This is a genomic window from Cytobacillus sp. NJ13, assembly GCA_030348385.1.
GTDB lineage: Bacteria > Bacillota > Bacilli > Bacillales > Cytobacillaceae > Cytobacillus.
This window is the reverse complement of the sequence record JAUCFP010000006.1, coordinates 701332-726177: the sequence shown is the minus strand read 5'-3', so window position 1 is coordinate 726177 and position 24846 is coordinate 701332. Positions and strand designations below refer to the sequence as shown.

Here is a 24846-nt window from a genome sequence, read left to right as displayed (position 1 = left end):
ATATGAAGACTTTTCACGAACCTGCAAAGAAAATGGCTCCAGCGAATAGCTGGAACCACCTTAATAATATTATTCAAGTTTTCTTTCAAATGAATCTTATTCCCTATTGGCAGCATTCCTAAAATACCAGTAATACTAATCACTTCTCTTTGCGGTCAAAAAACGGATTTCTTGCAATCCTCTCTTTATTTACTATTTTATTCCATAAACCTCATCAAATCCCCATGCACAATATCATCAGATAGCCCAAGCTCTTTTCTCGAGATATCCATTAATGGTTCACAGCTATTGATGTCTGTTTCTTCTTCCGATTCGCTCTTGAAGCATTTACCGGCTTTGTAAAAGTAGTCTTTAGCCATAAAACTTCCATCCCGGAAAATAACTGGATGATTGGGATCCCTTGTAAAAAGGTTTTGCCCGAAGCTAAAGTTATCTTCAGAACTAATTCCGAGCAGATGAAGGATCGTTGCCCTAATATCAACTTCCCCGCCAATGTTCGAAAACGTTTTGCCTTCCACTCCTGGCACATGAATAATAAGCGGCACACTCTGCAGCTGCATTCGGTTAACAATGGTATCTTCCTGCCCCAGCATCTCCAGAACGCCATGTTCGTATTTGTCCGATATGCCATAATGGTCGCCATACAATACAAACATTGTATTTTCATAGAGTCCGCTTGCTTTTAAGTCCTGGAAGAATGTTTTAATGGCTTCATCCTGATATCTAACGGTTGTCACATAGCGGTTAACGACCATTTCACTCGTGCTGGCTTCAGGAATGAACTGATCTTCCTCCTCCAGCAAAAATGGGAAATGGTTTGTCAGTGTGATAAACCTGGCATAGAAAGGCTTCTGCAGTTTTTCCAGATGCTGTATGGATTGCTGGAAAAATGGGATATCCTTTATGCCGTAGTTCACTGAATTCTCTTCTGTGACCAAATAATCGGCTTTTGAAAAATATCGGTTATACCCCAGAGAATCATACATGGCCTCCCGATTCCAGAACGTAGCGTCATTCCCATGGAAAACAGCTGAGTAATAATCCTCATCAGAAAGAATATGCGGCAGGCTTCGATAAGCATTCTCCGTTTTTCTGACAAACGCCGATCCGCTGGATAATGGATAAAGGCCTGTATCGATCATGAATTCAGAGTCGGACGTTTTCCCCTGTGCTGTCTGATCATAGACCTTGCTGAAATAAAAGCTGTCTTCAATCAGTGAATTAAGGAATGGCGTTATTTCCTGGCCATTCACCTTCTGATTGATAACAAAATTCTGTGTGGACTCCATACTGATCAGAACGACATTCATTCCTTTTGCCGCACCAAAGTAATCTGATTGCTTATCTTCTTGAGATTGGACATACTCCGCTGAGGCCTCAGCGTCAGATGGACTGGCAAAAGCGCGATTGAGCGGGTATGATGCGGCGATGCCAATATCATAGAGATGATACTGATACAAGCCAATATGCTTAACAAGCTGCTGGCGATTATATGATTCCGAAAATAAATGAGGCACTTTCACGATGCCGAGAATGATGGTCATGATTACAAATCCCAGACTGACAGCCGTGTATAATCTTTTTGATTTAGCTGTGATTTGCACATGTACTGACTTCCGTTTTAGATAGAAAAGCCAAAAAACGGCCAGATCAGCAAATAACAGAAGATCCCATGGACTAATCAATTCAAATGTACTCGGTCCAATCCCTCCGACATTTTTAAACTGAAAAAGGATCGGAACGGTTACAAAATCAGTATAAAAACGATAATAAAGCAAATCCCCAAAAAGAATGCCTGTCAAAATCACCATCGTTGCAAAAATGGCTGCCGGTTTCACCTTTCGCTTAAAATAAATATTAACTCCAAGAATGACCATTATGGCCCCGATCGGGCTTAAAAGCATAAATAAAATATCAGTCCAGTTCTCCGGATGCAAATTAAATCCGATAAAGGATACAATGACCGTTTTAATCCAGGTAAAAATGACGGCAAACCAAATGGGTGAAAGTCTTTTAAATAACTTCATAATCATACCGCTTTTCATATTGTTTTTCTAAAATACCTGCCATCATTTCGATGGATGACATGACCTTCTGCTCATCCTGTGCCCCCATTAGAGCCACCTGAACCCAATTTCTATCAAGCAGGTACCTGCTTTCATAGCTTAGAAGAATTCCTATCTGTTTGCATGCGTCTCCAAATTCCCTGCTGGAAATGCACTGCGGCAAACTGATAGTCAGGATGCCAGGCGAATAATCATCGTCCCCCAGAACGGAAAATCCGCTTTCTTTCAGCTTCATCCTTGCTTTTCCAGACAAAAGATTTAATTTCTCATAATCTATCAGCTTTATACTCTCTTTTAATGCGCAGACCAGATTGGAAGAATGGGTGTATGGAATGCTTTGGTTTTCTTCGTACATCTTTAAGTCCAAGTATCTTGGAACTGCACTGTTCTCTTTAATATTGTCACGATGGAACACGATTGCCAGACCCGGATAGGAACCAAATCCCTTTCCGCTGACGGTCGATGCAAAATAAATATTCTTAAGGTTCAGCGGAATAATTCCGGCCGTGCTGCACGCATCCACGCAAAGCTCGGCACCATGCTCCCCGCATAGCTCTTGAATGCCTCTGATATCGAATACATACCCGGTTGAAGTTTCACAATGCACGGTCCACACCCATTTTATGGAGGGGTTTTCTTTCAGCATGCAGGCTATTTCTTCGTGGGAAATCGGTTCATTCCACTCTCTTTCAATCGTTTGAAAAGATAATTGAAACCTTCTTGCATGATCAATGAGACGAAAGCCAAATTCACCATTGGCCAGGATCAGCCCATCCCCCTCGATGTTTTTCAGCTGTGCTGCCACAAGATCATTGGAAAGTGTTCCCGTGCCAACAACAACTTCAGCATGAGAGGCATCTGTTAACTTGCATAATTGAGTACGCAAGTCTTTCAAACCGCTGATAAAATCATGATTGCGATGAGATATGGCTTCTTCTGAAAAAGCCCTTTTCACTTTTGCATGAATGGGCACAGGACCCGGCAAAAATGAATGCTGAACGGCGGGTCCTGAATTTCTGGCCATTAAGCGTTCAAAGGCTTTCGTTGAACGTTCGAAATTCTCTTTTGTTAAATACATGGGCTGAAACCGGGCTCCCTCCTCTCCTATCAGAGGACCAAAAGGCAGAAACCCAATCCGCTTATATAATTTCAGCTGTCTGACCGTGCCCGATATCAGCGCCATCGTATAATTTTTTTCGAGGCAAAGCTCTACAAGCTTTTCACAAAGCTGATAAAAAACACGCGTGCTGCGATACTCTTTTTTGACTGACAGCAAGCGGACCTCACAAAATTCCCCTTTAACAGGCAAGTATTCTTCGAGATTGGGAAGTTTATAATCAAGCGAAAATGGCCTTTTGGCACGGATTACGATCATTCCTGCGACTTCCTCGCCAGCCTTGGCAATGACATATGTATTTTCTTCATGAAATTTATCAATTAAATGCTGTTCTTCATTTTGCTTATGCTGAGGAATTTCTTCCACAAAAGTCTGGTAGTTCAGCTGATGAATTTGTTCAAATTCATTAGGTTCGGTTGCGATTTTGCAGATAATATTCACAGTTTACCTCCTATGTTTAGGCATGATGAAGTTGGTATGGGAAATCAGGACAATGAAAAGTAGCAGCAGAAGTCCTGCAGATATGATGAATGAGTCACCAATCACCCAGGCTGTTATCGGTATGGAAGCCATGGAAATAAAACCTGATATTGTATACTTCCGGAGAACTGCATAGGCAATTCCCATCATGATGGCCATTATCGCTATTGTTAGTGGTTCCAAATACAAGGCAGAAGCCAAGTAGACAACCACTCCTTTCCCGCCATGAAACCCCAGCTGAATTGGAAATAAATGGCCGATAAGCACGCAAACAGCGCTAAGGATTAAAAAATAATCACCTTCAGACAAAAGATCAGTTAAATATAAAGCGGCCCATGCCTTTCCAGCATCAATTGCTATTGTGAGCAAGAACCCCTTCTTTCCGAGTGCTCTGCCTGCATTGGTAGCCCCTACATTCCCGCTCCCCTTTTTTCTTATATCCTCTTTTGCTATGTATTTAACCACATAATAAGCCCCGGTTACGCTACCTAATGTGTAAGAAAAGATCATAACCATCAGAGCAGTCCACACGTCATCGATCATAAGCACATATCCCGCCTTATACTAATTAAACGATCAAAAAGGGTAAAAAGTTTCATATATTTACAAAATTACAATCTATTAACTAATAAAGATAGTATAACACCCCTAATTTTACCATTAAACAAATTGAATGCCAGAGCCTGATTTCATAATTCACCTATTTTAATGCCAACATTAAACTTTCTGTAAAAATAATTATTTTGTGTTGACATTGTTTAGCAATCGCATATAATTTGCATTAAGGCAAAACTTTTTAATAAAACCATAATTCTTGTCCATGTGACGTATAATTGCACATAAACAATTAATTTGAACCAATTTAAATATGGGAAATAAAGGGGGATAAAAATAATGAAGGATTCAGCAATTAGCATAGACGATTTGCATGTTTCCTATTTTGGAAATGAAGCGGTGACTGGAGTTAGCCTTTCCGTTAATACAGGTAATCTGGTAGGAATTATCGGGCCAAACGGCGCAGGAAAATCAACTTTTCTAAAAGCCATGCTAAATCTCATACCAAAGGATAAAGGTGCAGTAAAAGTACTGGGAAAACCTATTTCTGAAGTGCGCAAGAGTATTGCCTATGTGCCGCAGCGGAATGACATTGACTGGGATTTCCCAATCACTGTGCTTGATGTAGTTCTTATTGGGACCTACCCCCATTTAAAACTGTTCCGCCGTCCAAAGAAAAAGGATAAAGAGTGGGCCATGGAATGCCTTCAGCGAGTTGGCATGCAGGAGTTCAGCAAAAGGCAGATTGGGGAACTATCAGGCGGCCAGCAGCAGAGAGTTTTTCTGGCGAGAGCACTTGCCCAAAAAGCGGATTTGTTCTTTCTGGATGAGCCATTTGTTGGAGTTGATGTATCCAGTGAGGAAACCATTGTGAACATTTTGAAGGAGCTCTGCAGACAAGGAAAAACTGTGATTGTTGTACACCATGATTTAAGTAAAGCAAATGATTATTTCAATCAGTTAATTCTCCTAAATAAGGAATTGATCAGTTTTGGGACCGTTGAAGAAGTGTTTAAACCTGAAGTAATTGCAAAAGCATACAAGGGGCAATTTGCTTTTATGAATGAGATTGGGGTGTCGCTATAATGGCTTTTATTGAAGCGGTCATGCAATATGGTTTTCTGCAAAAAGCGTTATTAACCTCGGTTATGGTAGGAATTATCTGCGGAGTCATTGGGTGCTTTATCATCCTCAGAGGAATGGCTCTCATGGGAGATGCCATATCACATGCCGTACTTCCGGGCGTCGCTATTTCGTATATGCTGGGGGTTAACTTCTTCTTTGGGGCAGTCATCAGCGGTGTGATTACAGCTATCGCCATTGGTTTTGTATCCCAAAACAGCCGGATAAAGCATGATACCTCGATTGGAATTATGTTTACAGCGGCATTTGCTTCAGGAATCATAATAATTACCATGCTAAAAAGCAGTACAGATCTATACCATATTTTATTTGGTAATGTACTGGCCGTAAGATTATCCGACATGTGGATCACATTGGGCATCAGCCTGATTGTATTGACGGCTGTTTACCTTTTTTACAAAGAATTATTGGTCACCTCGTTTGACGAAACGATGGGAGCAGCTTACGGACTGCCAGTGCGTTTCATTCATTATTTCCTAATGACTCTTTTGACAATGGTAACCGTTGCCTCCCTCCAGACAGTTGGTATAATCCTGGTTGTTGCCATGCTGATTACTCCGGCGGCGGCAGCTTATCTGTTAACCGAGCGCCTGTGGATGATGATTTTCCTTGCGGCTGGAATTGGTGTGATTTCATCCATCGTAGGACTATACTTTAGCTTCACCTACAACTTAGCTTCAGGAGCTACGATTGTCATTTCTGCCACTGCTATTTTCATTCTCGTTTTCTTATTCTCACCTAAGCATGGGCTAATATGGAAATCGCTGAAAGTAAAGAAGAAGAGAGCTTCATTAGTTTAATTTAAATATAATCAAATTTTTCAGGAGGTAAAACGATGATTAAAAAAGGCTTTCTTTTATTAGCTGCATCCCTTCTTTCTGTGTTATTCCTGTCAGCCTGCAGCAGCGGAAAAACAAGTACATCAGCAAATGAAGATGGAAAAATCCAAGTGGTGACTACCTATTCGATTGTGTATGACATTGTTAAAAATGTAGGCGGGGATTTGGTTGAGATTCATAGTTTAGCTCCCGTTGGATCCAATCCCCACGAATATGACCCGCTTCCTGAGGATGTGCAAAAAACAACGGATGCAGATGCTGTATTTTACAACGGGCTGAATCTGGAGGCCGGCAACTCATGGTTCAATAAATTGATGGAAACTGCCGGAAAAGACGGTGAAGATGCGCCAGTGTTCCTGATGAGCAAAGGCGTTGATGCCATGCACTTAACCACAAAGGGCAAAGAAAGTGAAGAAGATCCGCATGCATGGCTGGACATTCGAAATGGGATAAAATACGCGGAAAATGCCAGAGATGGACTTATTAAAGCAGATCCAGACAATAAAGAAGTTTACGAAAAAAACGCGGAAGAATATATTGCAAAGCTTCAAGAGCTGCATGATGAAGCGGTTAAACAATTTAATGAAATTCCAGAAAATGATCGGGTTCTCGTTACAAGTGAAGGTGCTTTTAAATATTTCAGCGAAGCCTACGGATTCCAGGCAGAATACATTTGGGAAATCAATCAGGAAAACCAGGGAACACCAGAACAAATAACAAGAATTGTGGATATTATTAATGAAAAAAGAATTACCGGACTATTCCTGGAAACAAGCATTGACGCAAGAAGCATGGAAGCCGTATCAGATGAAACCAATGTTCCTATCATGGGAAAAGTGTTTACAGACTCCTTGGCAAAGCCGGGTGAAGACGGCGATACGTACATCTCGATGATGGAATGGAATATTAAAACCATTAAAGAAGGCTTGACCCGGTAAATGAAATATTGAAGCAGAATGGGTGTATAGCCCGGAGTGGTTCCATTTCTCTTAGTCTTGTAGCAATGAAAGGCACGATTCTTATGCTTTTGTTCCCTTCAGGTCTGGCTTTTGCCTTTGAAGGGCACGATTCTTACGCTTTTGTACCTTTCAGCTCTGTTTTTTGAATTTGAAGGGCACGATTCTCAGGCTTTTGTGCCCTTCAGCTCTGTTTTTTGCCTTTGAAGGGCACGATTCTTATGCTTTTGTGCCTTTCAGCTCTGTTTTTTGACTTTGAAGGGCACGATTCTTATACTTTTGTGCCTTTCAGCTTGTTTTTTGAATTTGAAGGGCACGATTCTTATGCTTTTGTACCTTTCAGCTCTGTTTTTTGCCTTTGAAGGGCACGATTCTTACGCTTTTGTACCCTTCAGCTCTGTCTTTTGGCTTTGAAGGGCACGATTCTTATGCTTTTGTGCCTTTCAGCTTGTTTTTTGACTTTGAAGGGCACGATTCTTATGCTTTTGTGCCCTTTAGCTCTGTTTTTTGAATTTGAAGGGCACGATTCTTCCCCATATGTACCCTTCTACTTATTCTATTATTTATAAAGGACACAATTCCAGCAAGTAGGTGAAACCTGTGATCCCCATTAGTTCAAAGAGATATATTCTGGAGATTTATCTATTACAGGAAGCACATGGGCATGCGACCATTTCCGGCATCGCAAAGGTTTTGAGGGTTACCGCCTCAGCTGCATCCAAAATGGCTGGAAAGCTTAAATCGGACGGTTACATTCACTTTCAGCCCTATGGAACAGTAAAACTGACAGAACAAGGTTTAGAAATTGGCAAAAACCTATTTCAGGATCACCAGGTATTAATGGAGTTTTATCAAATAATTGGAATTGAAGAGAAACTGATCCGTAAGAACGTTAGAGAAGTTGAAATGCATATCGGAACGGAAGTTATTATTAAAATAAAGAGCTTTATAGAAGATCATAAGAAAAACGCTTGAGATGTTCATTGAACATTCAAGCGTTTTTTTGCCCTGATTTATTCCGTTTTCATTATAAAAAGTGACAAGATTACAATGAAGATGGCTAATATCAAACTAATTTTAAAAACCAATGCTGATCCAGCTGCTGCTCGATCAGGTCCTGCCCCGGCATCATCCAGGACTTTCTTTCAAGTTTTGACAATTCCCACCATTCATAGTCTAATCTCCGACTTAAATGCCTAAGGAGGCAGGTTAAAATATTAAGGCCTATACCCGTATGCAAAAGAAAATAAAAATAGGAAAAACATAAAAAGAATAACTGATGGAATCAAACTAATAAGAATAAGAATTTTTGCCTTCTTACTTTGCACCTTGGTAAACCATTTAAAATAAATGAAAATCAGGATTGCTGCAAGCGGAAGAAATAAGTAATTAGCTATTTTGTCAACCCATCCTGAATTTTGATCCCAATAAGCATCAGGGACCGGCAACACTTCTTTAAATTCATTATCAATCCTATTTTTTACAGTTATAAAATAATAGGAAACTATTATATAATAGGCCACGATTAAGCTCTTTACCCACCAAAATATATACTTGCTGAAAACCACAATGGTAAAAATGAGCAGCAGTGTAATGAAAAAGCCTGTGTATTGTTCCATTTAGAATAGCCCCTCCCAAATAACATAATTCCTATTTACAATTTCTCTATTTTTAACACCTTTACCTGTGCCGGAAAGGATTCCAGTATTTCAGAGTACCAGATTTTCACCTTATCTCCACTCTTTAATCCACTCAAAACAGCATTATTCAATTTATAAACAGATCTATAATTTCCGATTATTTCATTAACAGATCGTGTTTCTGCATCTGCCTTCGTAAATCCGTTATCTTCAATAAACAGCACGATATTTTCTTTCATAACGATTATTCCTTCCAAAGTGGAAGTCCCCTCATTAACCTGAGCCTGCTGACTTAAATTGCCCATAAACCATAGCAATAACAATGCTATTAGTAAGAAAAAAAAGGCGATTACTCTTTTCATTGTTATATTCTCTCCAACCGTGTATTATCCATCATTCTTGAGTATCCAGAAAATGAATACTCTAAGGAGTAAACAGAGTTACTCTCCTGTATACACCCATTCGTCTCCATAATTTTTCTCATTTCGACATTATCGGCGCGGGTTGCCCCGAGATATTTTTCTGCTTTAAAATCATATTGCAATCTATGGAGCCCTATTAAATGCAGGTTCTTACCATACCCTTTACCCTTAAAATCAGGGTGGATGCCGATCCAAAACATCCTTCCTTCCCGGTCCCGGTCAGGTTCCAAATGAGGAAAAACGGCTCCAGCCGGTTCAGAATTAACAGTATAAACCGTAAACATTTTATCTGCTTGTTCAGGCAGCTCTGTCTTCATGCTCTTTAAAAATTTCTCAGCAAGTTCATAAGTAAAATTCATAACTTCAGATAAAAAGGCAATGGAACTTTTGTTAAGGAGCGGCCAAACTTCATAAGGAGGGACTTTTTCATTCTCACATTCTGCAAACTGCTTTTTAAAAATAACTCTTTCACCAATCACTTTCATTTTTCCTCGCGTGACCATTAATTTATCCAAAATTCCTTGAGGGCACTCCAGCTTTACTTTTTCAATGCTGCTCTCCTCCAAGGTAAGAAGCCTATTTATTAAATAATCTACTTTATTGAGACATATTAGTTCATCTTGAAAGATTTCCAAAATAATCCCGGAATCACTTTTTATACTGTGTACACCTGCTGCTTTCAGGTCTTTTAATAGTTTATCCATAGTAATCACCTCCACTTAAGCGATAAGGAAAATGGCCATTGAAAAAATTCCATGGCCATTTGGTCTCTTATACTTATTTCATTACAGATGCTGTGCAGTAACCGATCGCTCACATTCCAAAATTCCTGCCGGCGGTCCTTCATACAGGATTTCACCGCCTCCAGCTCCTCCATCCGGACCTAAATCAACGATCCAATCACTTTTTCGGATAACATCGAGATTATGTTCAATGACTATAACGGTATTGCCCTTTTCCACCAATTTATGAATGATTTCCAGTATATTAGCGACATCGGACATATGCAATCCAGTAGTTGGTTCATCGAGTATATAAATGTTTCCTTTAGTATTCAGTTCCTTTGCAAGCTTTAGCCTTTGACATTCGCCTCCTGACAAAGTAGTCAGCGGCTGTCCCAATGACAAATAGCCAAGACCGACAGTCTCCAGAGCTTTGAGTTTTTTCTGAATATCTTTTGCATCAAAGAACTCCACAGCATCCGCTACTGACATCTCCATAATTTCAACAATATTTTTTCCCTTATATAAGTATTGGAGCACGTCCTGCCTAAAACGGCTTCCGTGACATTCGCTGCATTCGACTTCCATTGTATCCATAAAAGATAAATTGATTTCAACCGACCCAGTGCCTCCGCATGACGGACAGCCCCCGGTCGAATTATAGCTGAATAACCCGCTCTCCACTCCATTGGCATCTGAAAAAGATTTGCGAATCGAATTCATAATGCCAGTGAAAGTTGCCGGATTGGACCGTATGTTCGCGTGGACCGGGCTTTGATCAATACGGATTGCCTCCGGAAAATCTTTTGCAAACACTTCGTTCACAAGTGTGCTTTTCCCGGAACCCGCTACTCCGGTAATAACAGTAAAAACCCCTTTTGGAACTGAAAGACTCGCATTCTTCAAATTGTGGAGGCTGCTTTTCCTGCTTTCCATAAACTCGGAAACCTGTCTCGGATCTGCGTTAATTTCTGCACTGCGGTTTAAATAATTGGCAGTTAATGTGTCAGAAGATAAGAAATCCTGGTAACTGCCGGTATACATAATCTCTCCCCCGTGTGTTCCGGCTTGAGGCCCAACATCAACGATATGATCGGCTATTTGGATGACGTCCGGATCATGCTCGACAACTAGTACGGTATTGCCCCTGTCCCGCAGCCGAACCAGCAATTCATTTAACCGGTGGACATCCCGCGGATGCAGGCCGGTGCTGGGTTCATCAAATATGTACATGAGGCCGGTTAAGTTACTGGATAAATATTTTACCATTTTCACCCTTTGGGATTCACCGCCCGATAGTGTTGGTGTTTCCCTTGTCAAATCCATATAGCCAAGCCCAATATCACAAAGATTTTCCAATCGTTCCATGATCCCTTCAGCGATTGGCTTAGCTTCCGGTGGTGTAATCTCTGGAAGGGTGTTAATTAGCTGATCCAATTGCATGGACGTCAGGTCATAAATGGAATAGCCTTTGATTGTGGATGAAAGAACCTTCTCATTGTACCGCTTTCCTCCGCAGGAAGGGCATTCAGTCATGGTGCTGAAGTTCTTCAGGAGCTTCTCGCCTGCTTTTGAAGTCTCCTTGTCCCTTTTCACATGCTGCCGCATAAATTTGACGGCCAGGCCTTCATAGGTTGCATTCATATCATTATTCATATAGCTGACTGTAACTTTTTGCGGCTCTGCATAGACAAGCTTATTAAATTCTTCTTCTGTATAATCTTTAATCTTTTTATCAATATCGAAGAATCCTGATTCCGCATACGCTTTCCATTGCCATGTTCCAGGCCCAAAACCCGGAAGCAGAATAGCTCCTTCATTTAAGCTTTTTTCCTTATCAAGAGCAGCATCGAGGTTTAGCGTAATTATTCTCCCAATCCCTTCACATTTCGGGCACATGCCGCTGGGATCATTAAATGAATATGCGTTGCTGTAACCTATATGAGGTTCTGCAAACCTGGAGAATAACAGGCGAAGAAGAGGATTAATATCTGTAGCGGTTCCAAGTGTGGATCGGGCATTTCCGCCGAGCCGCTTCTGATCGACTACAACGGCAGTAGAAAGATTGTTGATTTCATCTGCTTCCGGACGGCTATATTTTGGAAGAAAAAGCCGCTGAAAACTGCTGTACGTCTCATTTAACTGGCGGCCTGCCTCCTGGGCAATCGTATCAAAAACGATAGATGATTTGCCTGAACCGGAGACACCTGTAAATATCGTGATCTTTCCTTTTGGAATCTGCAGATCAATATTTTTCAGGTTGTTCACTCTGGCATTGAAAATTTCGATGAATTCCTGCTTCACATAATCAGCTCCTTTTGAAATCACTTTTCTTATGTATGAAATATGCGCGGAGAACCATCATACCAATAATGAAAATCAAATTGCAACAATATTCTCTAATTATTTTTAAGTGGAAAAACGACCCTTCCCATAAGATCGGCTCGCTGCTGCCGATGAGTGATAGATTATATAGAAGGAATGACAACAGCCCTGCAAGCTTTCTCATAAAACTCTATTGGCCCTGCTCCTCCAATAATGGCATATTCATAACCTATTTCTTTCATATCTCTTAAGCAATGATGAAGCAATGCATTTCCTATGCCTTTTACTGAATGGCTCAAGTTAAACACACCTTCACAATTTTTTATCCAAAAGCACCTTGCCTTGAAAAATGAATTCTCCTAAAATGTATTAATTCCTGCCAAATGTTTACAATCTAATAATTCCCAAAGGAAAATGTAAGAAGTTAACGAAGTAAAAAGATAAGGAGGTGAAAAACGATGACTCTCCTTTTTTACAAAGCGATGGAGGCGTTTAAGAAGGATGCTGAGCGTCTGGAAAAAGAAAAGCTTCAAAAGGAAAAGTCGAATGAGAAAAAATCAAAATAATGAGTTATTCTTTCATTCCCCATGGGGGGATTTTTTTTGAAATTTAAAACAGCAGCAGTTTTCCCCAAACGGTAAAAAACGGACTGCTGATATAAAATATGCGTCCCTGCATATTGCAGAAACGCATATTTCTTTACTTTTCCAGCCTGAATATTCCTATTGATTTACTCTTGTTTTTTCTGTCTCCATCAAAATATTTTCATCAATCCTTCGATAAATTTCTTCCAATTGATCTTTATCTTTTAGGATAGTTTTCATGTTTTCTTCTACTAGTTTATGAAATGTTTTCTTTTTCATTAAGGCCATCCTTTCTAAGCTTGCTGCCATACTCAGCAGGTTTCCTTTAACATCAAAGCTTCAGAGACAAACTTTTTTATTTCCTCTTCGTCTTCCGGTTCCGGATTAAACTCTATTCTCAGGGGATTTCCGACAACTGTTCCCCCCTGTTCTTCTATAAGTCTTCGAAGGTGATCAAGGGCGCCGCAAAATTCAGGGTAGGTGGTATCTCCTGATCCAAAGATGGCAAAGGAATGATTTTCGAGATCCAGCTGTTCGAGTTCTTCAATCATATCGAGACATTCATCAGGATAGTCACCATCTCCCCATGTATACATTCCAATAAAAGTAAGATCATAGTTTAGCAGTTCAGCAGCACTTTGAACACTCATAAAATCTTCTAAATCCACATCATGATTTTGATCCTTCAGCTCCCCCGAGATTATGTCCGCAATTGCTTCAGTGTTCCCCGACATACTTGCATAAAATACGCCAATTTTCATTCCTCTTCACTCCTATCAATGAATTAATGCTGTTGTATTATAACTGTGGCTTATCCATTTACTTTCTCTATGTGAACAGATAAAAAGCTGGTCTTCAAAGCCCGCACCCCTGAATCCATGTCCAGCTACGGTTTCAATGGGATTCAGGGACAGGCTTTTCTTATGGACTTCGTAGATTCTTGAAAAACCGTCTTCATCCTGACTCGTCGTGGCATATACTTTTTCATTCGCCTCAAAAATATCCAGGAAAGCTCTTTCTGCTATAGGCTGCTGGCATACACTCCATCTATTCGTAAAAGGATTCAGCATCTCAATCGTTCCCATACCGGATCGGGCGTTTCCCTTTGCAATGATAAGAAGGTCATTTTCATCTCTATAAATCGAGGAAATCATTGAATGCTTTTCTTTTTTTATGAGCTGTAATTCCCCGCTTCCAACATAATATCTCCATAACCCTCCATTCTGGGAGTTGATTTGTGTTCCAATATAAATGCTCCCCTGATGATATAGCAGAGATCGGATAAGGGGCTTTTGGGACATATTTTGAAATGGAGTTAAAACAGACCAATCAGAACCAAAATTATGTGATATGTATAAGCAGCTGCCCCCATGGGTTACGATATATCCCCTCTGGTTTCCTGTAATATCCCACAGCCGCTGGGCGGTTGGGAATGAGGTCTGATTCCATTTTTTCCGTTGCAGATCGTACCGGATAATTGTGCCATTGTCACCGATTCCGAATATGAAATGACCTAATTGCACAAGTTTGTATATATTTTGTGTTAACCCATACTGAAGGAACCAGTCTCCATCCTCAAAGGAATAAATGCCCGCGTGCTTTACTGCTACTATGAAAGGAAGATCTGGGGTTGATAGCACTGCAGTGGAGCCCTTATCAAACATGTTCCATCTCCTCATTTTTCACTGCCCATTCATAGGCAGCTTCGGCAAATTGCTGACACTCAAGAATCTGCTCATCTGTTTCAGGGTTGAGTTCTATTTTTAACCTTTGCTGAAAAACATTGGCTCCTCTTTCAATCAATTTGTCAGCAAGCGTATCCACTGCTGCACAAAATTTTGGATAAGCATAATCACCAGAACCAAAGCACGCAGCATGTATTCCTGTTAAATCGTGATCATTCAATTCTTCAAAAAAATCCTCAGCTTCATAAGGAAGATCGCCATCCCCCCATGTATAAGCACCAATGAAAATACAGTCATAGGCAAGGATACTATGAATTTCTGCCAATTCCAGGCTTTCCATATCCACTTCACATCCTTTAGATGCAAGAACTTTTTTCAGTATGGAAGCCATATCTTCCGTATTTCCTGACATACTTAAATATCCAATGAAAACCTTCATTCCACAGCCTCCTAACTGATAATGATTTTCAATTATTGTTAAACTGATAATAAATGATAATGATTATCAATGTCAATTGTTTTATTCATATTTGAGACCTTTTTCCTAACGGATGTAAAAACGGGGTGTGAAGCCAGATGAGAAGAAATATTTTAAAAAGGTGTTTCCTTAAATGAATGAGTCGAAAATTCAGACTTCATGCAATAGCGAATAAACGCATAAAAACCCCAGGCGATGCACATATTATGCCTGTTTCACTAATCAGACTCGGGGTGTGCACGATGGAATGGTTTGGCAGCAGTCATAAGTCTTTTCATTTCGAAATGTTTTCTGCCAGTCATCTTATTACTTTAGCTATCTTTTTACTTATATCATGTGCGATTTTTCTATACCGGAAAAAGATGAATGGTGATGTGTGGAGAAGAGTTGAAATTGGATCCGCCATTTCTTTATTATTGATTGAAATACTGAATCATGTTTGGATGATCGTGAATGGAGTCTGGAAATTTGGCCGATCCATGCCATTGGAGTTGTGTAATATCGGTCTTATTTTATGTATCGTTTTACTATTGACTAGAAAGAAAATTATTTTCGAACTGCTATTTTTTATAGCGATATTGGGTGCCACTCAAGCTATATTTACTCCTGCGCTAACATACGGCTTCCCCCATTTTCGCTATATTCACTTTTTCTATGCCCACATGATGGTTGTATGGGTAGCCTTATATTTTTTGTGGGCCATAAAGTATTATCTAACCTTCCATTCGGTGGTAAAACTAATTGTTTTTATCAATCTGCTTTTGCCTGTCATTCTGTTGATAAACAATCAAATGGACGGAAATTATTGGTTTTTGCGCCATAAACCTAAAACCCCAAGCTTCTTTGACGTGCTTGGTCCTTATCCGTGGTATATTTTCACTTTGGAGAGTTTATTGATTGTCATCTGCTTAATCACATGGCTAATCATGAGAAAACGGGAGAAAAGCAATGAAGGACGCTCTCATTTTTAATGAACGGGTCTGATTTCAAAAGAAAAGCTGCCTGAAGATTAACGGGTTCCGTTCTGGAGGAAAAAAATTCAAAATCACATTTTAATTAAGATATATAATCGCAAAAAAATAGGCAGCCATTTCGCTTTCTTTTTTTATGGTTTTTATCCTTTTTCGTTTGTCCTTATTAAACACAGGATCCCCTATAGTTGAAATGAGGAAATTAAGATGCCTTTGTCTGAAACAACTTTATTCAGACAGCTCAGCCTCTCTAGACCTAAATAATTTCCTAAAGCATATTTTTTACATTTTTAGTCACTATCCTGCAGAAACAGAAATAATTTCTCTTCCACCCTCAACTAGCTGTTCAATTACTAGTATATTTGGTTAATACCTCTTTGCCTTACTTCATTAAACAAAGAAATACTCTTTCTTGTCACTCGTTCCCGCTTAAGAAAATTCAATTTATTATTTCTCTGCAATTCTGATATTATATTCCCTAAATAGAAGAAAGCGATTCACTCTGAGAGAATCGCACTGTAAAACAATTATTGATTGTTTGTTTCAAGGATTGAATTTTTGGCGCTAATATATCCGGAACCATAGATGTATTTATTATTCGGATTCTGTGGATTTCCCCATGTTTCAGCACCCATCATAAGTTTCTCTTTTACCTGATTCGGTTTCAGCTGCCTATTGCTCTCAAGAATTAACGCTGCAACTCCTGCACAAATTGGCGTTGCCATTGATGTACCGGATAGTGAGAAATAATCAGTGCCAACTCGAGCTGATTTTTGCAGTTTATCTAAATAGGAATTTGGCGAACGCAGTGAAATAATATTAACACCCGGTGCGACAATATCAGGTTTTGCTCCGCCACTCGGTGTAGGCCCAATGCTTGAGAACCCGGCGATTACATCACCTTCACGTACCGGAGTGTTCCGGTCATCCATTGCCCCGACTGTTATTACTTTTTCACTAATGCCAGGACTGGAAATTGTACCAGCATCCGGACCTGAATTCCCTGCCGCAACACAAACAACAATACCTGCGTCCCATGCTGCATTAACCGCTCTTACCATCATATCGTCCTCAGGATCTCCAACAGGTGAACTTCCCAGTGACAGGCTGATGATGTCAATTTTCGGCTGATCATCTTGAAGGCTGCTATTATAATCAATGCACCATTGTATCCCTGCCATGACAGTGGATAGAGATCCAGAACCAAGCTTGTCAAGTACTTTTACGCCTATTATATTAGCGTTCGGAGCAGGTGCCCGATAAACTCCGCCTGATGCCGTACCATCACCCGCAGCATCTCCGGCACAATGTGTGCCATGGCCATTATCATCATACGCAACAGTACGTTCATTTACAAAGTCCATGAAGTTTATAAGGCGATCCCCTAAATCCTGATGCGGGTACACTCCTGTGTCAACTACTGCAATGGTCACATCTTGTCCTGTTAAAGAGCTTTCACTTATTACATCTCCTGCCTCTGCAGAGGGAGTAGCGACATCAAGCAGGGCTTGGACTTCTCGGTCATAATATATTTTCTGTATATGTGAGCAAGAAGATAATAGATCTTCCAATGCGGCTGGCGTCATATCCATACTGCAGCAGGAAATGCTTGAAAAGCTTCTGTTTACCTTTGTCCTAAAATGTCTTTCAGAAACAACTTGACATTCCTTGAAAGCATCAGAGAAACAGGAGTCAGCCTTGAATTCAACGACTACAGGAAAGCTTTTTGTTTTTTTCAGGACTTTTTCTAGAGGAGAATGCAAAAAACAAGGTGTCCATTTAAACGGCGTGTAAAGATGTAGTAAATCTTGGCGCAGGGGGAGATCCAGCTTTTCTGCATGAGTTCGAACCATTTTTATCATTGAAAATCCAAACATGTTTGTCCTCCTTTCCAATAGCTAATAATAAGCTATGAAAAGGCTGAAAAAATGAAGCGGTGTTTGTCCCCTATAACACAAAAAAAGGGATAGATACTGCATTCACGTTATGTTTGGCGAAAAATTCTATAAACTTGTATTATAATCTGGCTCCACTTCCATTAACCCCATAGCTCCTTTTTCTCCTATACCTGGGACCCCGGGAATATTATCAGAGGAATCTCCCATTATTGCTTTAAGTTCAATGATTTGAATAGGTTCTAAACCTTCATATTTAGACTTAATGGGAAAGATGAGTTATAAAAACGAAAAAAAGAAAAATAAGCTAACGCTCAGGCACGTTAGCTTTATTTGCTGTTTACTCACTTTAAATGGCCTTGGCTATGTAATATTCCAATTCCTCTTTCAGGCTGCAGGTTTCGCTCAGCTTTCTGCTATTCTCTGCAAAAGAGTCCTTGTCCCCCGCTTCAAGATCCTGATCAATTTTATATTGCAGATAATTGATTTTCAGGTCTATATCCAACTGTGATGATATGCATTCACTCATGAAATATTTCTCAATATCCTCTATAGCCATGTAAAATGCCTGCTGTCCATTAATCACCACAAGCGCATAGCATCCCAGCATTGTATATTTACGCTCAGGAGTGACCTCAATTAAATCTCCCTTTTGAAAATGCAGTATATTAACATGATCAGCATCCGGGCAAAAGCAATCGATTTGATGATCAAAATGATCTATTGCAAAATAAAGTTCACTCATTTTTCAACTCTCCTACATGTCATATTCAGCTGCCTCGATATGATCCAAACCGCAGCAAGGGCAGTGGGCTTCGTAATTTTCATCAGATTCAGTATCCGCCATATAGCCGCACCAGCCGCAAATGTGATGTTTAATCGACTTATATCCCTCCCTCAGATTAGATTATTATTATGTAAACCAAATTGAGTGATAATGATTATCATTGGTGAAATTTATTTTAAATGAAAATGATTATCATTGTCAAGAAAATTGAATAATTGATGATAATTTAGTTTTATAGTTTTGGGGGACCGTTTTTCTTGAACCTCCGTATTTTCGTCTTCATAGACCTCTTATGGCGACCCTTTTCCTTGAACTTCCGTATTTTCGTCTTCATGAACCACTTATGGCGACCCTTTTTCCTTGAACCTCAGTAATTTCGTCTTCATAGACCTCTTATGACGACCGTTTTGCCTCGGACCTCAGTAATTTCGTCTTCATAGACCTCTTATGGCGACCGTTTTTCCTGATGCCTCCGATTTTTCGTCGTCATGAACCTCTTATGGCGACCATTTTTACTTGGACCTCCGATTTTTCGTCTTCATAGACCCCTTATGGCGACCGTTTTTCCTGATGCCTCCGATTTTTCGTCGTCATGAACCTCTTATGCCGACCATTTTTACTTGGACCTCGGAATTTTCGTCCCCATAGAGCCCTTATGACGACCGTTTTTCCTGGTGTCTACGGTCTTTCGTCGTCATAAATCTTATATGGCGACTTTTTTTCTATGAAGCTTTGTACTTTCGTCGCCATGCTTCCCACAGCTAATGCATAAACCGCCGTTCACGATTCCGTCACAATCCCCCCAAAAACACCCCATCCTTCTCCCCCCTTCCTATGTATTTAGAAGGTGAAAGGGTGGTGCATTTATATGAATTTAAAATCAGGCAGAATAGAGCAATTTGAAGGATATTCCCAATTTAAGAATCTTAAGGAGTTTAATGCTCATGTGGAGATGTGGCTTTCGGTGCATAAGGAAAAGTTCTCAAAGGGTGAACTAGTTGGTTTAAAGAGACTGGTTCGTTTTGCTGCGAAAATTCCGGGAGTCTCCAATGCTAAAATTGGCACCGTTTTAAAAGCCATTCACGAAGAATATAACGGCAATGGCATTTCCCGATCCACTTTTAAAAGAATGATTGCCAAAGCTTTAGAGTTAGGGATTATTACTGTACTTGAAACTGAGAGAAAAAACGGGTCTCAGTCCAGTAATTTGTATGTTTTTAATCGTTTTCCCAAGATTGAACCACCCAAGAAAGAAAAATTGGACCACCCTAATAAAACTATCAATCTTTCTAAAGCTAATAAAAATCAAAAGATTAATAAACGTAACGAAATTGTCCTCGATCACACCTATACAAGTGATCGTGTACCAGAATCATTCACCCGCACTGTAAAATACTTTTTTCCGGAAGCAAAGCAAGTTGAGGAGTTTTGGAAAATGGCATCCATTGCAGCATATAAACACAATTGTGAACAAAATGTGAACGCTGTTTTGGCTGCTGCCATCCATTCGTTTAAGCAGCTGATCGGAAAGATGAAAACCCGCGCCATTGCTAATCCTGTCGCTTATTTCTATGGAATCTTGACTAAGAAATTTGAAGAAATGTACTTTGAGGATTTGTTTGAAATGGGATTTTTGACTGAAGAAAATGACTTCCTCACAAATTTTTTTTACAAAAAATAAAAAAACATGCTAACTCCCCGTTTTTCGTGAGTTAGACCCCCTAAGCCCGGGACTTAGACCCCTTAACTCCGGACTTAGGGGGGTTAACTCTCTGATCTGGGACTTTTTCTTAATTCGCCATAATTTTGTTTACAGGCTATGTTTGAGCTACCCGGGAATACATAGAGAGCGCGCTTTCCTTGAAAGGATCGTATTCATGGAGAGTTTTGAACAGTTAGCAGCACAATATGAGCCGATGATTCATCAAATCATGCATAGCCTGAACATTTATAAAAACAAAGAGGAATTCTACCAGCTGGGATTAATTACACTTTGGCAGGCGTGGAAAAATCATGACGCTGAAAAAGGGACCTTGCTTTCCTATGCCTACAGTATGATAAAAGGAAAATTCATGCACGAATTAACAAGACAAAATAATCAAAGTCAGCAATATTTTTATCCGAAAGATGAATTCTGGGAACTTATTGAAGCCCCCTCCCCATTCCCCTCCACAGATCATACACACGAGCTGCTAAAAAGTTGCGGACTATTATCTGCAAATCAAATGAAATGGCTGCAGTATACTTTATGTGATCAGATGTCTGTCAAGGAAATAGCTGAAAAAGAACAAGTCACTCCGTCAGCAGTCAAAAACTGGCGGCATGGTGCCCGTGAGAAGCTGAAAAATATAATGGAAAATAATCGCTTTTTAAAAGATTAATTAATTTTACCCTGTCCTTATCTCCCCCTAATACGTATATAGAGGATGAAAGGAGGCGAACAAAGATGGCACAAGCAATTATCACTGATTCCAAACTTCGTCTAGTGTTTGAAACAGGCCTTAACGAGCAGGGCAAGCCGATCCACAAATCCAAAACCTACAGCAGCGTTAAGCAATCGGCAACAGCAGACCAGCTTTTCTCAGTGGGACAAGCGATCTCTGGACTATGCAGCTATCCACTAGCTGAAATGAATAGAAATGACAGCTTCGAAATCCTGGGCTAATTCATTCTATTAAAACACAAAAGATTTAAAGGAGGGAATTAAAATGGCTAAATCTTTAGAGATGACTTTTTTGTCAGAGCTGGGTAAACCAACGAAATTATCCATCGATAACCCCATCGAGCCGATTGATCCTGCAGCTGTGAAAGCAGCTATGGAACAAATCATTGCTGCCAATGCTTTTGTTGGCAATGGCGGTGACTTGATTACAGCGGATAGTGTCAGGCTTGTTGAGCGAAATATAACTGATTATGAATTAATGTAAGGTGCAGTGGCCGGATTCTTTGGAACCCGGCCATTTTTACAATTCGGTTAAAGTTAATTCATGAGAAAGGAGCAGCTGCCATGGAACAGATGGTTACATTGATCAGCGAACTCGGCTTCCCAATCGTTGTCACATTTTTTCTGCTGAACCGGATCGAAGCGAAACTTGATGTTGTGGTGTCTTCCATTCAGGGATTGCCGGATCGATTGAAGGAGTAGTAAAACAAATAAGCTGCCATAAAACATATGGCAGCTCCTTTTTATCTAGATATAGTTTCACTTTATTTCTGCTTCCAAGCCTTTTCTTAATGGATCATAAGGTGATAGATCTATTTCCATCTCCCTTTTTAAAGCAAGATCTGCAGCCAAGGTACCCACATAAGGTCCCATCGTAAGCCCTGATGCCCCTAGTCCTGTTGCGATAACCAGCCCCTCTGCAGCAGGAACCGTGCCCAGCAGCGGCAAAATATCAGGGCCAGCCGGACGGAAGCCAATCCTTACTTCTTTTAGCGTGCTTTCAGCTAATCCTGGTGCCACCGCTAATGCTTCATCCAGCACTTCTTTCACACCTGCGGCCGTTAGTCTATAGTCAAACCCGGATCCCGTTTCCCTGGTAGCTCCAGCCACCACTTTAGAATGGTCGAAAGCCACTAAGTAATGAGAGCTTTGGGGAAGGACAACCGGCCAGCTGGAGGTGTCCATACTGTCTATTTCCAGATGGGCAATTTGCCCGCGCTGAGGCTCGATTTTAAGATCAATGCCTAACGGGGCAAGTAAATCTTTAGCCCATGCACCGGCAGTAACGATAACTGCATCGGCAGCAATGACGTCCCCGTTCACTATTACACCTGTAACCTTATTATTTTGAAATACAAGGTCAGCTTCACCTTCAATTTTTGCTGCACCATGTTTTTTTGCACCATTTAGCATGGCGTCTCTTAACAGCCTGCCATCCAGCCTGGCTGCACCCGTAACATGGACAGCCTGCAGATCCTCACGGAGCGGCGGATAAAGTTCCCGGGCTTCCGCTGCTGTTAATCTCGTAATCTCCCCAACCTCAGGGGTTTCAGCTTTTTTTTGCCGAACACTTTGCTCGATCTCATCCAGCTCAGCAGAACTGCTGCTGACTGCCAGAGCTCCTACCATTCCATATCCAAAATCCGCTTCTTCATCTTGTTTAAGGTTCGCTATTAAAGATGGATAGTAAAGAGCGCCTCGTTTTGCAATGGTGTACCAGTCTTTGTGATTTGCTCTGGAAATCCACGGGCAAATGATTCCTGCTCCTGCTGCCGTTGCCTGTCCCTGATGTGCCTTATCAATAATAACTACCTCTGCACCTTCTCTGGAGAGATGATAGGCTGCACTTGAACCGACAATTCCCGAGCCTATGATAGCTATCTTCATGGTTGAACTTCCCCCCTTTTAATCCGCAAAACTCTTCCCATTCAAATAATAATCAGCCTCTAAAAAAGCAGTAAATGCGACTTCTACCTCCGGAACTCCAAGCGACTCAACATGTTTCGAAACAATTTCGGCAAATTGGTTTTGAACTGCCTTGCCCCTGTCAAACCACTTTACTTCTATAAATGGATATGCTGAAACTTCTTTTTTATCAAATACAAAAGTAGAATTCAAAACTTCCAGTGTAAAGTTATCTTCTCCGCAGTCACAAAGCCGAGCCAGGTCTTCTACCAGCTGGGCACTGATTTCCTTAGTCTGATTCACTGAAATTCCCCTTATAAATAAATGCGGCATCCTATTTCCTCCAATCTTGTTTACATAATATTTTTCCTGACAACCTGATAAAAAGTTATAATATTATAACTTAATATGATTCACTCTAACCAAACCTGCTTAAAGAATACCTGTCGATCGGAATCGAAGTTTCCCCATCCATTATTAACTCTGTTATAAGGGTACCAATTAAAGGAGAAAGTGTAACTCCGCTATGGGTGGCGGCTACATAAAGGTTTTCATAGCCTGGTACATTACCAAGTATCGGAAAACCGTCCTCTGGCATAGCCCGGATTCCGGAAAAGGCGCGGACAATTTTGGCTTTTCTTAATCCAGGAACATACCGGACTGCCATATTGGCTGTTTCCTGAATCACATCAAGTGTTGTAGCCCGATTAAATCCAGCTTCTTCCATTGAATACCCCATCAGAACTTCACCATTGTTGGCCTGCCTTAATCCGCTGATTGTAAAATTTAAGAAAGGCTTCAATGGTTCAGACACCAGGATCTGTCCTCTTAATTGATTAACAGGAATCTTAACGCCAAGCATGTCACCGATTTCTCTCGACCAGGTTCCGCCAGCAAGAATCAGGTTTTTACATTCAAACGCACCCTTATCTGATACAACTAAATATTTTCCGTTCACTTGCCTTATCTCAGTAACTCTATTATAAGTAGAATAGCGGACGCCATTTCTTTTAGCTGCTCTCATATACATATCTATAAGGCGGAATGGATTGACATTGCCATCAATGGAACTGTAGGTAGCCCCGGCTACTTCCGGATTCATATAGGGCTCTTTTTCGAGAACTTCTTCCCTGGATAAGACTTTGATTTTGATTCCGATTTTTCGATAAGATTCCGCGAGCTTCTGTGCCTTTTCACGATCACTTTCATTGAAAAAAGGCGATAGTCCCCCTGTCCGCTTGTATTCTACGTCTCCGATCTTTTTAGACAGATAAGGATATAGTTCCGCACTATACATACTAAATTCCGCATACCAGGAAGGCGTTTTATTATGTACCCATACCCAGGCCTGGGTGGATCCGGAAGTGCCTGACATGGGGTATTTTTTATCAAGTACAAGCACGCCTTCTTTGTATCGTTCAGAAAGGTGGTAAGCAATTCCGCTGCCCACTACACCCCCTCCAATAACAATTGTTTCATAATTTGTTTCCAATTACCTCACCTTCCCTTCTTCAAGTTCCACCTCATCAAGAACAGATTTGACGGCACTAAAGGATGTACTGTTCGTTGCCAGTGTTTCAAGCTTAATGGGGGATAGCGGCATCCTCATCCTCGGCAGCGGAATCTCTGAAGGTGACAGCCCAGTCTGCTGATGAATAATTTCTGCCACCATGCTGGTGCAGATTTTAGCCTGGCAAGGACCCATTCCACAGCGGGTAATCCTCTTAACATCATCAAAGGTCCTTCCTCCATTGCTGATAACTTCTTCTACTTCTTCACAGCTGATTTCTTCACATCTGCAGATGATCGTCGTTTTATCCAACTTATTCACCT

Annotated in this window: 28 protein-coding genes and 1 pseudogene; 10 read left to right on the top strand and 19 right to left on the bottom strand. The window is 40.6% G+C overall.

The window, feature by feature from the left end; translation table 11 throughout:
• Positions 1-197 precede the first annotated feature (197 nt).
• The 3 genes from QUF73_03515 to QUF73_03505 are packed head-to-tail and all read right to left on the bottom strand — an operon-like array spanning position 198 to position 4206.
• Positions 198-2027 carry an LTA synthase family protein gene (locus QUF73_03515; GenBank protein ID MDM5225268.1) on the bottom strand — a complete coding sequence of 610 codons (1830 nt, stop codon included), beginning with the start codon at positions 2025-2027 and terminating at the stop codon, positions 198-200.
• Positions 2014-3624, bottom strand: a complete 1611-nt coding sequence (locus QUF73_03510) for an aminotransferase class V-fold PLP-dependent enzyme (GenBank protein MDM5225267.1) — start codon at positions 3622-3624, stop codon at positions 2014-2016. Before QUF73_03510 ends, QUF73_03515 begins: the two co-directional genes overlap by 14 nt.
• Positions 3625-3627: 3 nt before the next feature.
• The gene (locus tag QUF73_03505; protein MDM5225266.1) at positions 3628-4206 is read right to left on the bottom strand and encodes a glycerol-3-phosphate acyltransferase; all 579 of its coding nucleotides are present in this window, start codon (positions 4204-4206) and stop codon (positions 3628-3630) included.
• 351 nt (positions 4207-4557) lie between these two features.
• Here QUF73_03505 and QUF73_03500 point away from each other — a divergent pair, with 351 nt between their 5' ends.
• The 4 genes from QUF73_03500 to QUF73_03485 all read left to right on the top strand — a co-directional run bounded on the left by QUF73_03500 (position 4558) and on the right by QUF73_03485 (position 8131).
• Complete coding sequence (locus QUF73_03500; protein ID MDM5225265.1) at positions 4558-5304, top strand: metal ABC transporter ATP-binding protein; 747 nt, start codon at positions 4558-4560, stop codon at positions 5302-5304.
• Positions 5304-6161, top strand: a complete 858-nt coding sequence (locus tag QUF73_03495; protein ID MDM5225264.1) for a metal ABC transporter permease — start codon at positions 5304-5306, stop codon at positions 6159-6161. Before QUF73_03500 ends, QUF73_03495 begins: the two co-directional genes overlap by 1 nt.
• A 35-nt stretch (positions 6162-6196) precedes the next feature.
• Positions 6197-7138, top strand: a complete 942-nt coding sequence (locus QUF73_03490) for a metal ABC transporter substrate-binding protein (protein MDM5225263.1) — start codon at positions 6197-6199, stop codon at positions 7136-7138.
• Between the two features lie 618 nt (positions 7139-7756).
• Positions 7757-8131: a metal-dependent transcriptional regulator gene (locus tag QUF73_03485; GenBank protein MDM5225262.1), complete on the top strand. Its 375-nt coding sequence runs from the start codon at positions 7757-7759 to the stop codon at positions 8129-8131.
• 242 nt (positions 8132-8373) lie between these two features.
• Here the strand turns inward: QUF73_03485 and QUF73_03480 are convergent, their stop codons facing one another.
• The 9 genes and pseudogenes from QUF73_03480 to QUF73_03440 form a co-directional block, all read right to left on the bottom strand.
• On the bottom strand, positions 8374-8775 hold the full coding sequence (locus QUF73_03480; GenBank protein MDM5225261.1) for a hypothetical protein: 402 nt from the start codon (positions 8773-8775) through the stop codon (positions 8374-8376).
• 35 nt (positions 8776-8810) lie between these two features.
• Positions 8811-9158, bottom strand: coding sequence for a DUF3221 domain-containing protein (locus QUF73_03475; protein ID MDM5225260.1), 348 nt, complete (start codon positions 9156-9158; stop codon positions 8811-8813).
• A gap of 2 nt (positions 9159-9160) precedes the next feature.
• Complete coding sequence (locus QUF73_03470) at positions 9161-9922, bottom strand: GNAT family N-acetyltransferase (GenBank protein MDM5225259.1); 762 nt, start codon at positions 9920-9922, stop codon at positions 9161-9163.
• A gap of 81 nt (positions 9923-10003) precedes the next feature.
• On the bottom strand, positions 10004-12244 hold the full coding sequence (locus QUF73_03465) for an excinuclease ABC subunit UvrA (GenBank protein MDM5225258.1): 2241 nt from the start codon (positions 12242-12244) through the stop codon (positions 10004-10006).
• 164 nt (positions 12245-12408) lie between these two features.
• Positions 12409-12558: pseudogene (locus QUF73_03460) on the bottom strand (GNAT family N-acetyltransferase).
• A 429-nt stretch (positions 12559-12987) separates the two neighbouring features.
• Positions 12988-13128: an FbpB family small basic protein gene (locus tag QUF73_03455; GenBank protein MDM5225257.1), complete on the bottom strand. Its 141-nt coding sequence runs from the start codon at positions 13126-13128 to the stop codon at positions 12988-12990.
• Positions 13129-13160: 32 nt separating this feature from the next.
• On the bottom strand, positions 13161-13610 hold the full coding sequence (locus tag QUF73_03450; protein MDM5225256.1) for a flavodoxin: 450 nt from the start codon (positions 13608-13610) through the stop codon (positions 13161-13163).
• 15 nt (positions 13611-13625) lie between these two features.
• Positions 13626-14513: a hypothetical protein gene (locus QUF73_03445; protein MDM5225255.1), complete on the bottom strand. Its 888-nt coding sequence runs from the start codon at positions 14511-14513 to the stop codon at positions 13626-13628.
• On the bottom strand, positions 14506-14973 hold the full coding sequence (locus tag QUF73_03440; GenBank protein MDM5225254.1) for a flavodoxin: 468 nt from the start codon (positions 14971-14973) through the stop codon (positions 14506-14508). Before QUF73_03440 ends, QUF73_03445 begins: the two co-directional genes overlap by 8 nt.
• A gap of 176 nt (positions 14974-15149) precedes the next feature.
• On the opposite strand from QUF73_03440, the gene QUF73_03435 reads away from it, so the two are divergent.
• A complete protein-coding gene (locus QUF73_03435; GenBank protein ID MDM5225253.1) occupies positions 15150-15983 on the top strand; it encodes a TIGR02206 family membrane protein in 834 nt (277 codons plus the stop codon).
• A 527-nt stretch (positions 15984-16510) separates the two neighbouring features.
• Here the strand turns inward: QUF73_03435 and QUF73_03430 are convergent.
• From QUF73_03430 to QUF73_03420, 3 genes are all read right to left on the bottom strand, one after another.
• On the bottom strand, positions 16511-17860 hold the full coding sequence (locus QUF73_03430; GenBank protein MDM5225252.1) for a S8 family peptidase: 1350 nt from the start codon (positions 17858-17860) through the stop codon (positions 16511-16513).
• 126 nt (positions 17861-17986) lie between these two features.
• Positions 17987-18109, bottom strand: coding sequence for a 5'-3' exonuclease H3TH domain-containing protein (locus QUF73_03425; protein ID MDM5225251.1), 123 nt, complete (start codon positions 18107-18109; stop codon positions 17987-17989).
• A 118-nt stretch (positions 18110-18227) separates the two neighbouring features.
• A complete protein-coding gene (locus tag QUF73_03420) occupies positions 18228-18623 on the bottom strand; it encodes a hypothetical protein (GenBank protein ID MDM5225250.1) in 396 nt (131 codons plus the stop codon).
• A gap of 910 nt (positions 18624-19533) precedes the next feature.
• Between QUF73_03420 and QUF73_03415 the strand changes: the two genes are divergently transcribed.
• The 5 genes from QUF73_03415 to QUF73_03395 all read left to right on the top strand — a co-directional run bounded on the left by QUF73_03415 (position 19534) and on the right by QUF73_03395 (position 21810).
• Positions 19534-20346 (top strand): hypothetical protein, encoded by an 813-nt coding sequence (locus QUF73_03415; protein MDM5225249.1) that lies wholly within the window; start codon positions 19534-19536, stop codon positions 20344-20346.
• Between the two features lie 196 nt (positions 20347-20542).
• The gene (locus QUF73_03410) at positions 20543-21046 is read left to right on the top strand and encodes a sigma-70 family RNA polymerase sigma factor (protein ID MDM5225248.1); all 504 of its coding nucleotides are present in this window, start codon (positions 20543-20545) and stop codon (positions 21044-21046) included.
• A gap of 65 nt (positions 21047-21111) precedes the next feature.
• On the top strand, positions 21112-21330 hold the full coding sequence (locus QUF73_03405; GenBank protein MDM5225247.1) for a DUF1659 domain-containing protein: 219 nt from the start codon (positions 21112-21114) through the stop codon (positions 21328-21330).
• A 43-nt stretch (positions 21331-21373) separates the two neighbouring features.
• Complete coding sequence (locus tag QUF73_03400; GenBank protein MDM5225246.1) at positions 21374-21592, top strand: DUF2922 domain-containing protein; 219 nt, start codon at positions 21374-21376, stop codon at positions 21590-21592.
• An 80-nt stretch (positions 21593-21672) separates the two neighbouring features.
• Positions 21673-21810 carry a YvrJ family protein gene (locus QUF73_03395; protein MDM5225245.1) on the top strand — a complete coding sequence of 46 codons (138 nt, stop codon included), beginning with the start codon at positions 21673-21675 and terminating at the stop codon, positions 21808-21810.
• 57 nt (positions 21811-21867) lie between these two features.
• On the opposite strand, the gene QUF73_03390 is transcribed toward QUF73_03395, so the two are convergent.
• The 4 genes from QUF73_03390 to QUF73_03375 all read right to left on the bottom strand — a co-directional run bounded on the left by QUF73_03390 (position 21868) and on the right by QUF73_03375 (position 24844).
• Positions 21868-22995: an FAD-binding oxidoreductase gene (locus QUF73_03390; protein MDM5225244.1), complete on the bottom strand. Its 1128-nt coding sequence runs from the start codon at positions 22993-22995 to the stop codon at positions 21868-21870.
• 18 nt (positions 22996-23013) lie between these two features.
• Entirely contained in the window at positions 23014-23346 is a 333-nt protein-coding gene (locus QUF73_03385) for a DUF1904 family protein (GenBank protein ID MDM5225243.1), read from the bottom strand.
• An 85-nt stretch (positions 23347-23431) separates the two neighbouring features.
• Positions 23432-24505, bottom strand: coding sequence for an FAD-dependent oxidoreductase (locus QUF73_03380; GenBank protein MDM5225242.1), 1074 nt, complete (start codon positions 24503-24505; stop codon positions 23432-23434).
• Complete coding sequence (locus QUF73_03375; GenBank protein MDM5225241.1) at positions 24506-24844, bottom strand: (2Fe-2S)-binding protein; 339 nt, start codon at positions 24842-24844, stop codon at positions 24506-24508.
• Positions 24845-24846 lie beyond the last annotated feature (2 nt).

Excerpts from the sequence above, each read along its gene's own strand:
- QUF73_03515 (MDM5225268.1), bottom strand. The coding sequence starts at position 2,027 with ATGAAGTTATTTAAAAGACTTTCACCCATTTGGTTTGCCGTCATTTTT.
- QUF73_03505 (MDM5225266.1), bottom strand. The coding sequence starts at position 4,206 with ATGATCGATGACGTGTGGACTGCTCTGATGGTTATGATCTTTTCTTAC.
- QUF73_03500 (MDM5225265.1), top strand. The coding sequence starts at position 4,558 with ATGAAGGATTCAGCAATTAGCATAGACGATTTGCATGTTTCCTATTTT.
- QUF73_03495 (MDM5225264.1), top strand. The coding sequence starts at position 5,304 with ATGGCTTTTATTGAAGCGGTCATGCAATATGGTTTTCTGCAAAAAGCG.
- QUF73_03490 (MDM5225263.1), top strand. The coding sequence starts at position 6,197 with ATGATTAAAAAAGGCTTTCTTTTATTAGCTGCATCCCTTCTTTCTGTG.
- QUF73_03480 (MDM5225261.1), bottom strand. The coding sequence starts at position 8,775 with ATGGAACAATACACAGGCTTTTTCATTACACTGCTGCTCATTTTTACC.
- QUF73_03475 (MDM5225260.1), bottom strand. The coding sequence starts at position 9,158 with ATGAAAAGAGTAATCGCCTTTTTTTTCTTACTAATAGCATTGTTATTG.
- QUF73_03470 (MDM5225259.1), bottom strand. The coding sequence starts at position 9,922 with ATGGATAAACTATTAAAAGACCTGAAAGCAGCAGGTGTACACAGTATA.
- QUF73_03455 (MDM5225257.1), bottom strand. The coding sequence starts at position 13,128 with ATGAAAAAGAAAACATTTCATAAACTAGTAGAAGAAAACATGAAAACT.
- QUF73_03450 (MDM5225256.1), bottom strand. The coding sequence starts at position 13,610 with ATGAAAATTGGCGTATTTTATGCAAGTATGTCGGGGAACACTGAAGCA.
- QUF73_03445 (MDM5225255.1), bottom strand. The coding sequence starts at position 14,513 with ATGTTTGATAAGGGCTCCACTGCAGTGCTATCAACCCCAGATCTTCCT.
- QUF73_03440 (MDM5225254.1), bottom strand. The coding sequence starts at position 14,973 with ATGAAGGTTTTCATTGGATATTTAAGTATGTCAGGAAATACGGAAGAT.
- QUF73_03435 (MDM5225253.1), top strand. The coding sequence starts at position 15,150 with ATGAGTCGAAAATTCAGACTTCATGCAATAGCGAATAAACGCATAAAA.
- QUF73_03430 (MDM5225252.1), bottom strand. The coding sequence starts at position 17,860 with ATGTTTGGATTTTCAATGATAAAAATGGTTCGAACTCATGCAGAAAAG.
- QUF73_03420 (MDM5225250.1), bottom strand. The coding sequence starts at position 18,623 with ATGAGTGAACTTTATTTTGCAATAGATCATTTTGATCATCAAATCGAT.
- QUF73_03415 (MDM5225249.1), top strand. The coding sequence starts at position 19,534 with ATGAATTTAAAATCAGGCAGAATAGAGCAATTTGAAGGATATTCCCAA.
- QUF73_03410 (MDM5225248.1), top strand. The coding sequence starts at position 20,543 with ATGGAGAGTTTTGAACAGTTAGCAGCACAATATGAGCCGATGATTCAT.
- QUF73_03405 (MDM5225247.1), top strand. The coding sequence starts at position 21,112 with ATGGCACAAGCAATTATCACTGATTCCAAACTTCGTCTAGTGTTTGAA.
- QUF73_03400 (MDM5225246.1), top strand. The coding sequence starts at position 21,374 with ATGGCTAAATCTTTAGAGATGACTTTTTTGTCAGAGCTGGGTAAACCA.
- QUF73_03395 (MDM5225245.1), top strand. The coding sequence starts at position 21,673 with ATGGAACAGATGGTTACATTGATCAGCGAACTCGGCTTCCCAATCGTT.
- QUF73_03390 (MDM5225244.1), bottom strand. The coding sequence starts at position 22,995 with ATGAAGATAGCTATCATAGGCTCGGGAATTGTCGGTTCAAGTGCAGCC.
- QUF73_03385 (MDM5225243.1), bottom strand. The coding sequence starts at position 23,346 with ATGCCGCATTTATTTATAAGGGGAATTTCAGTGAATCAGACTAAGGAA.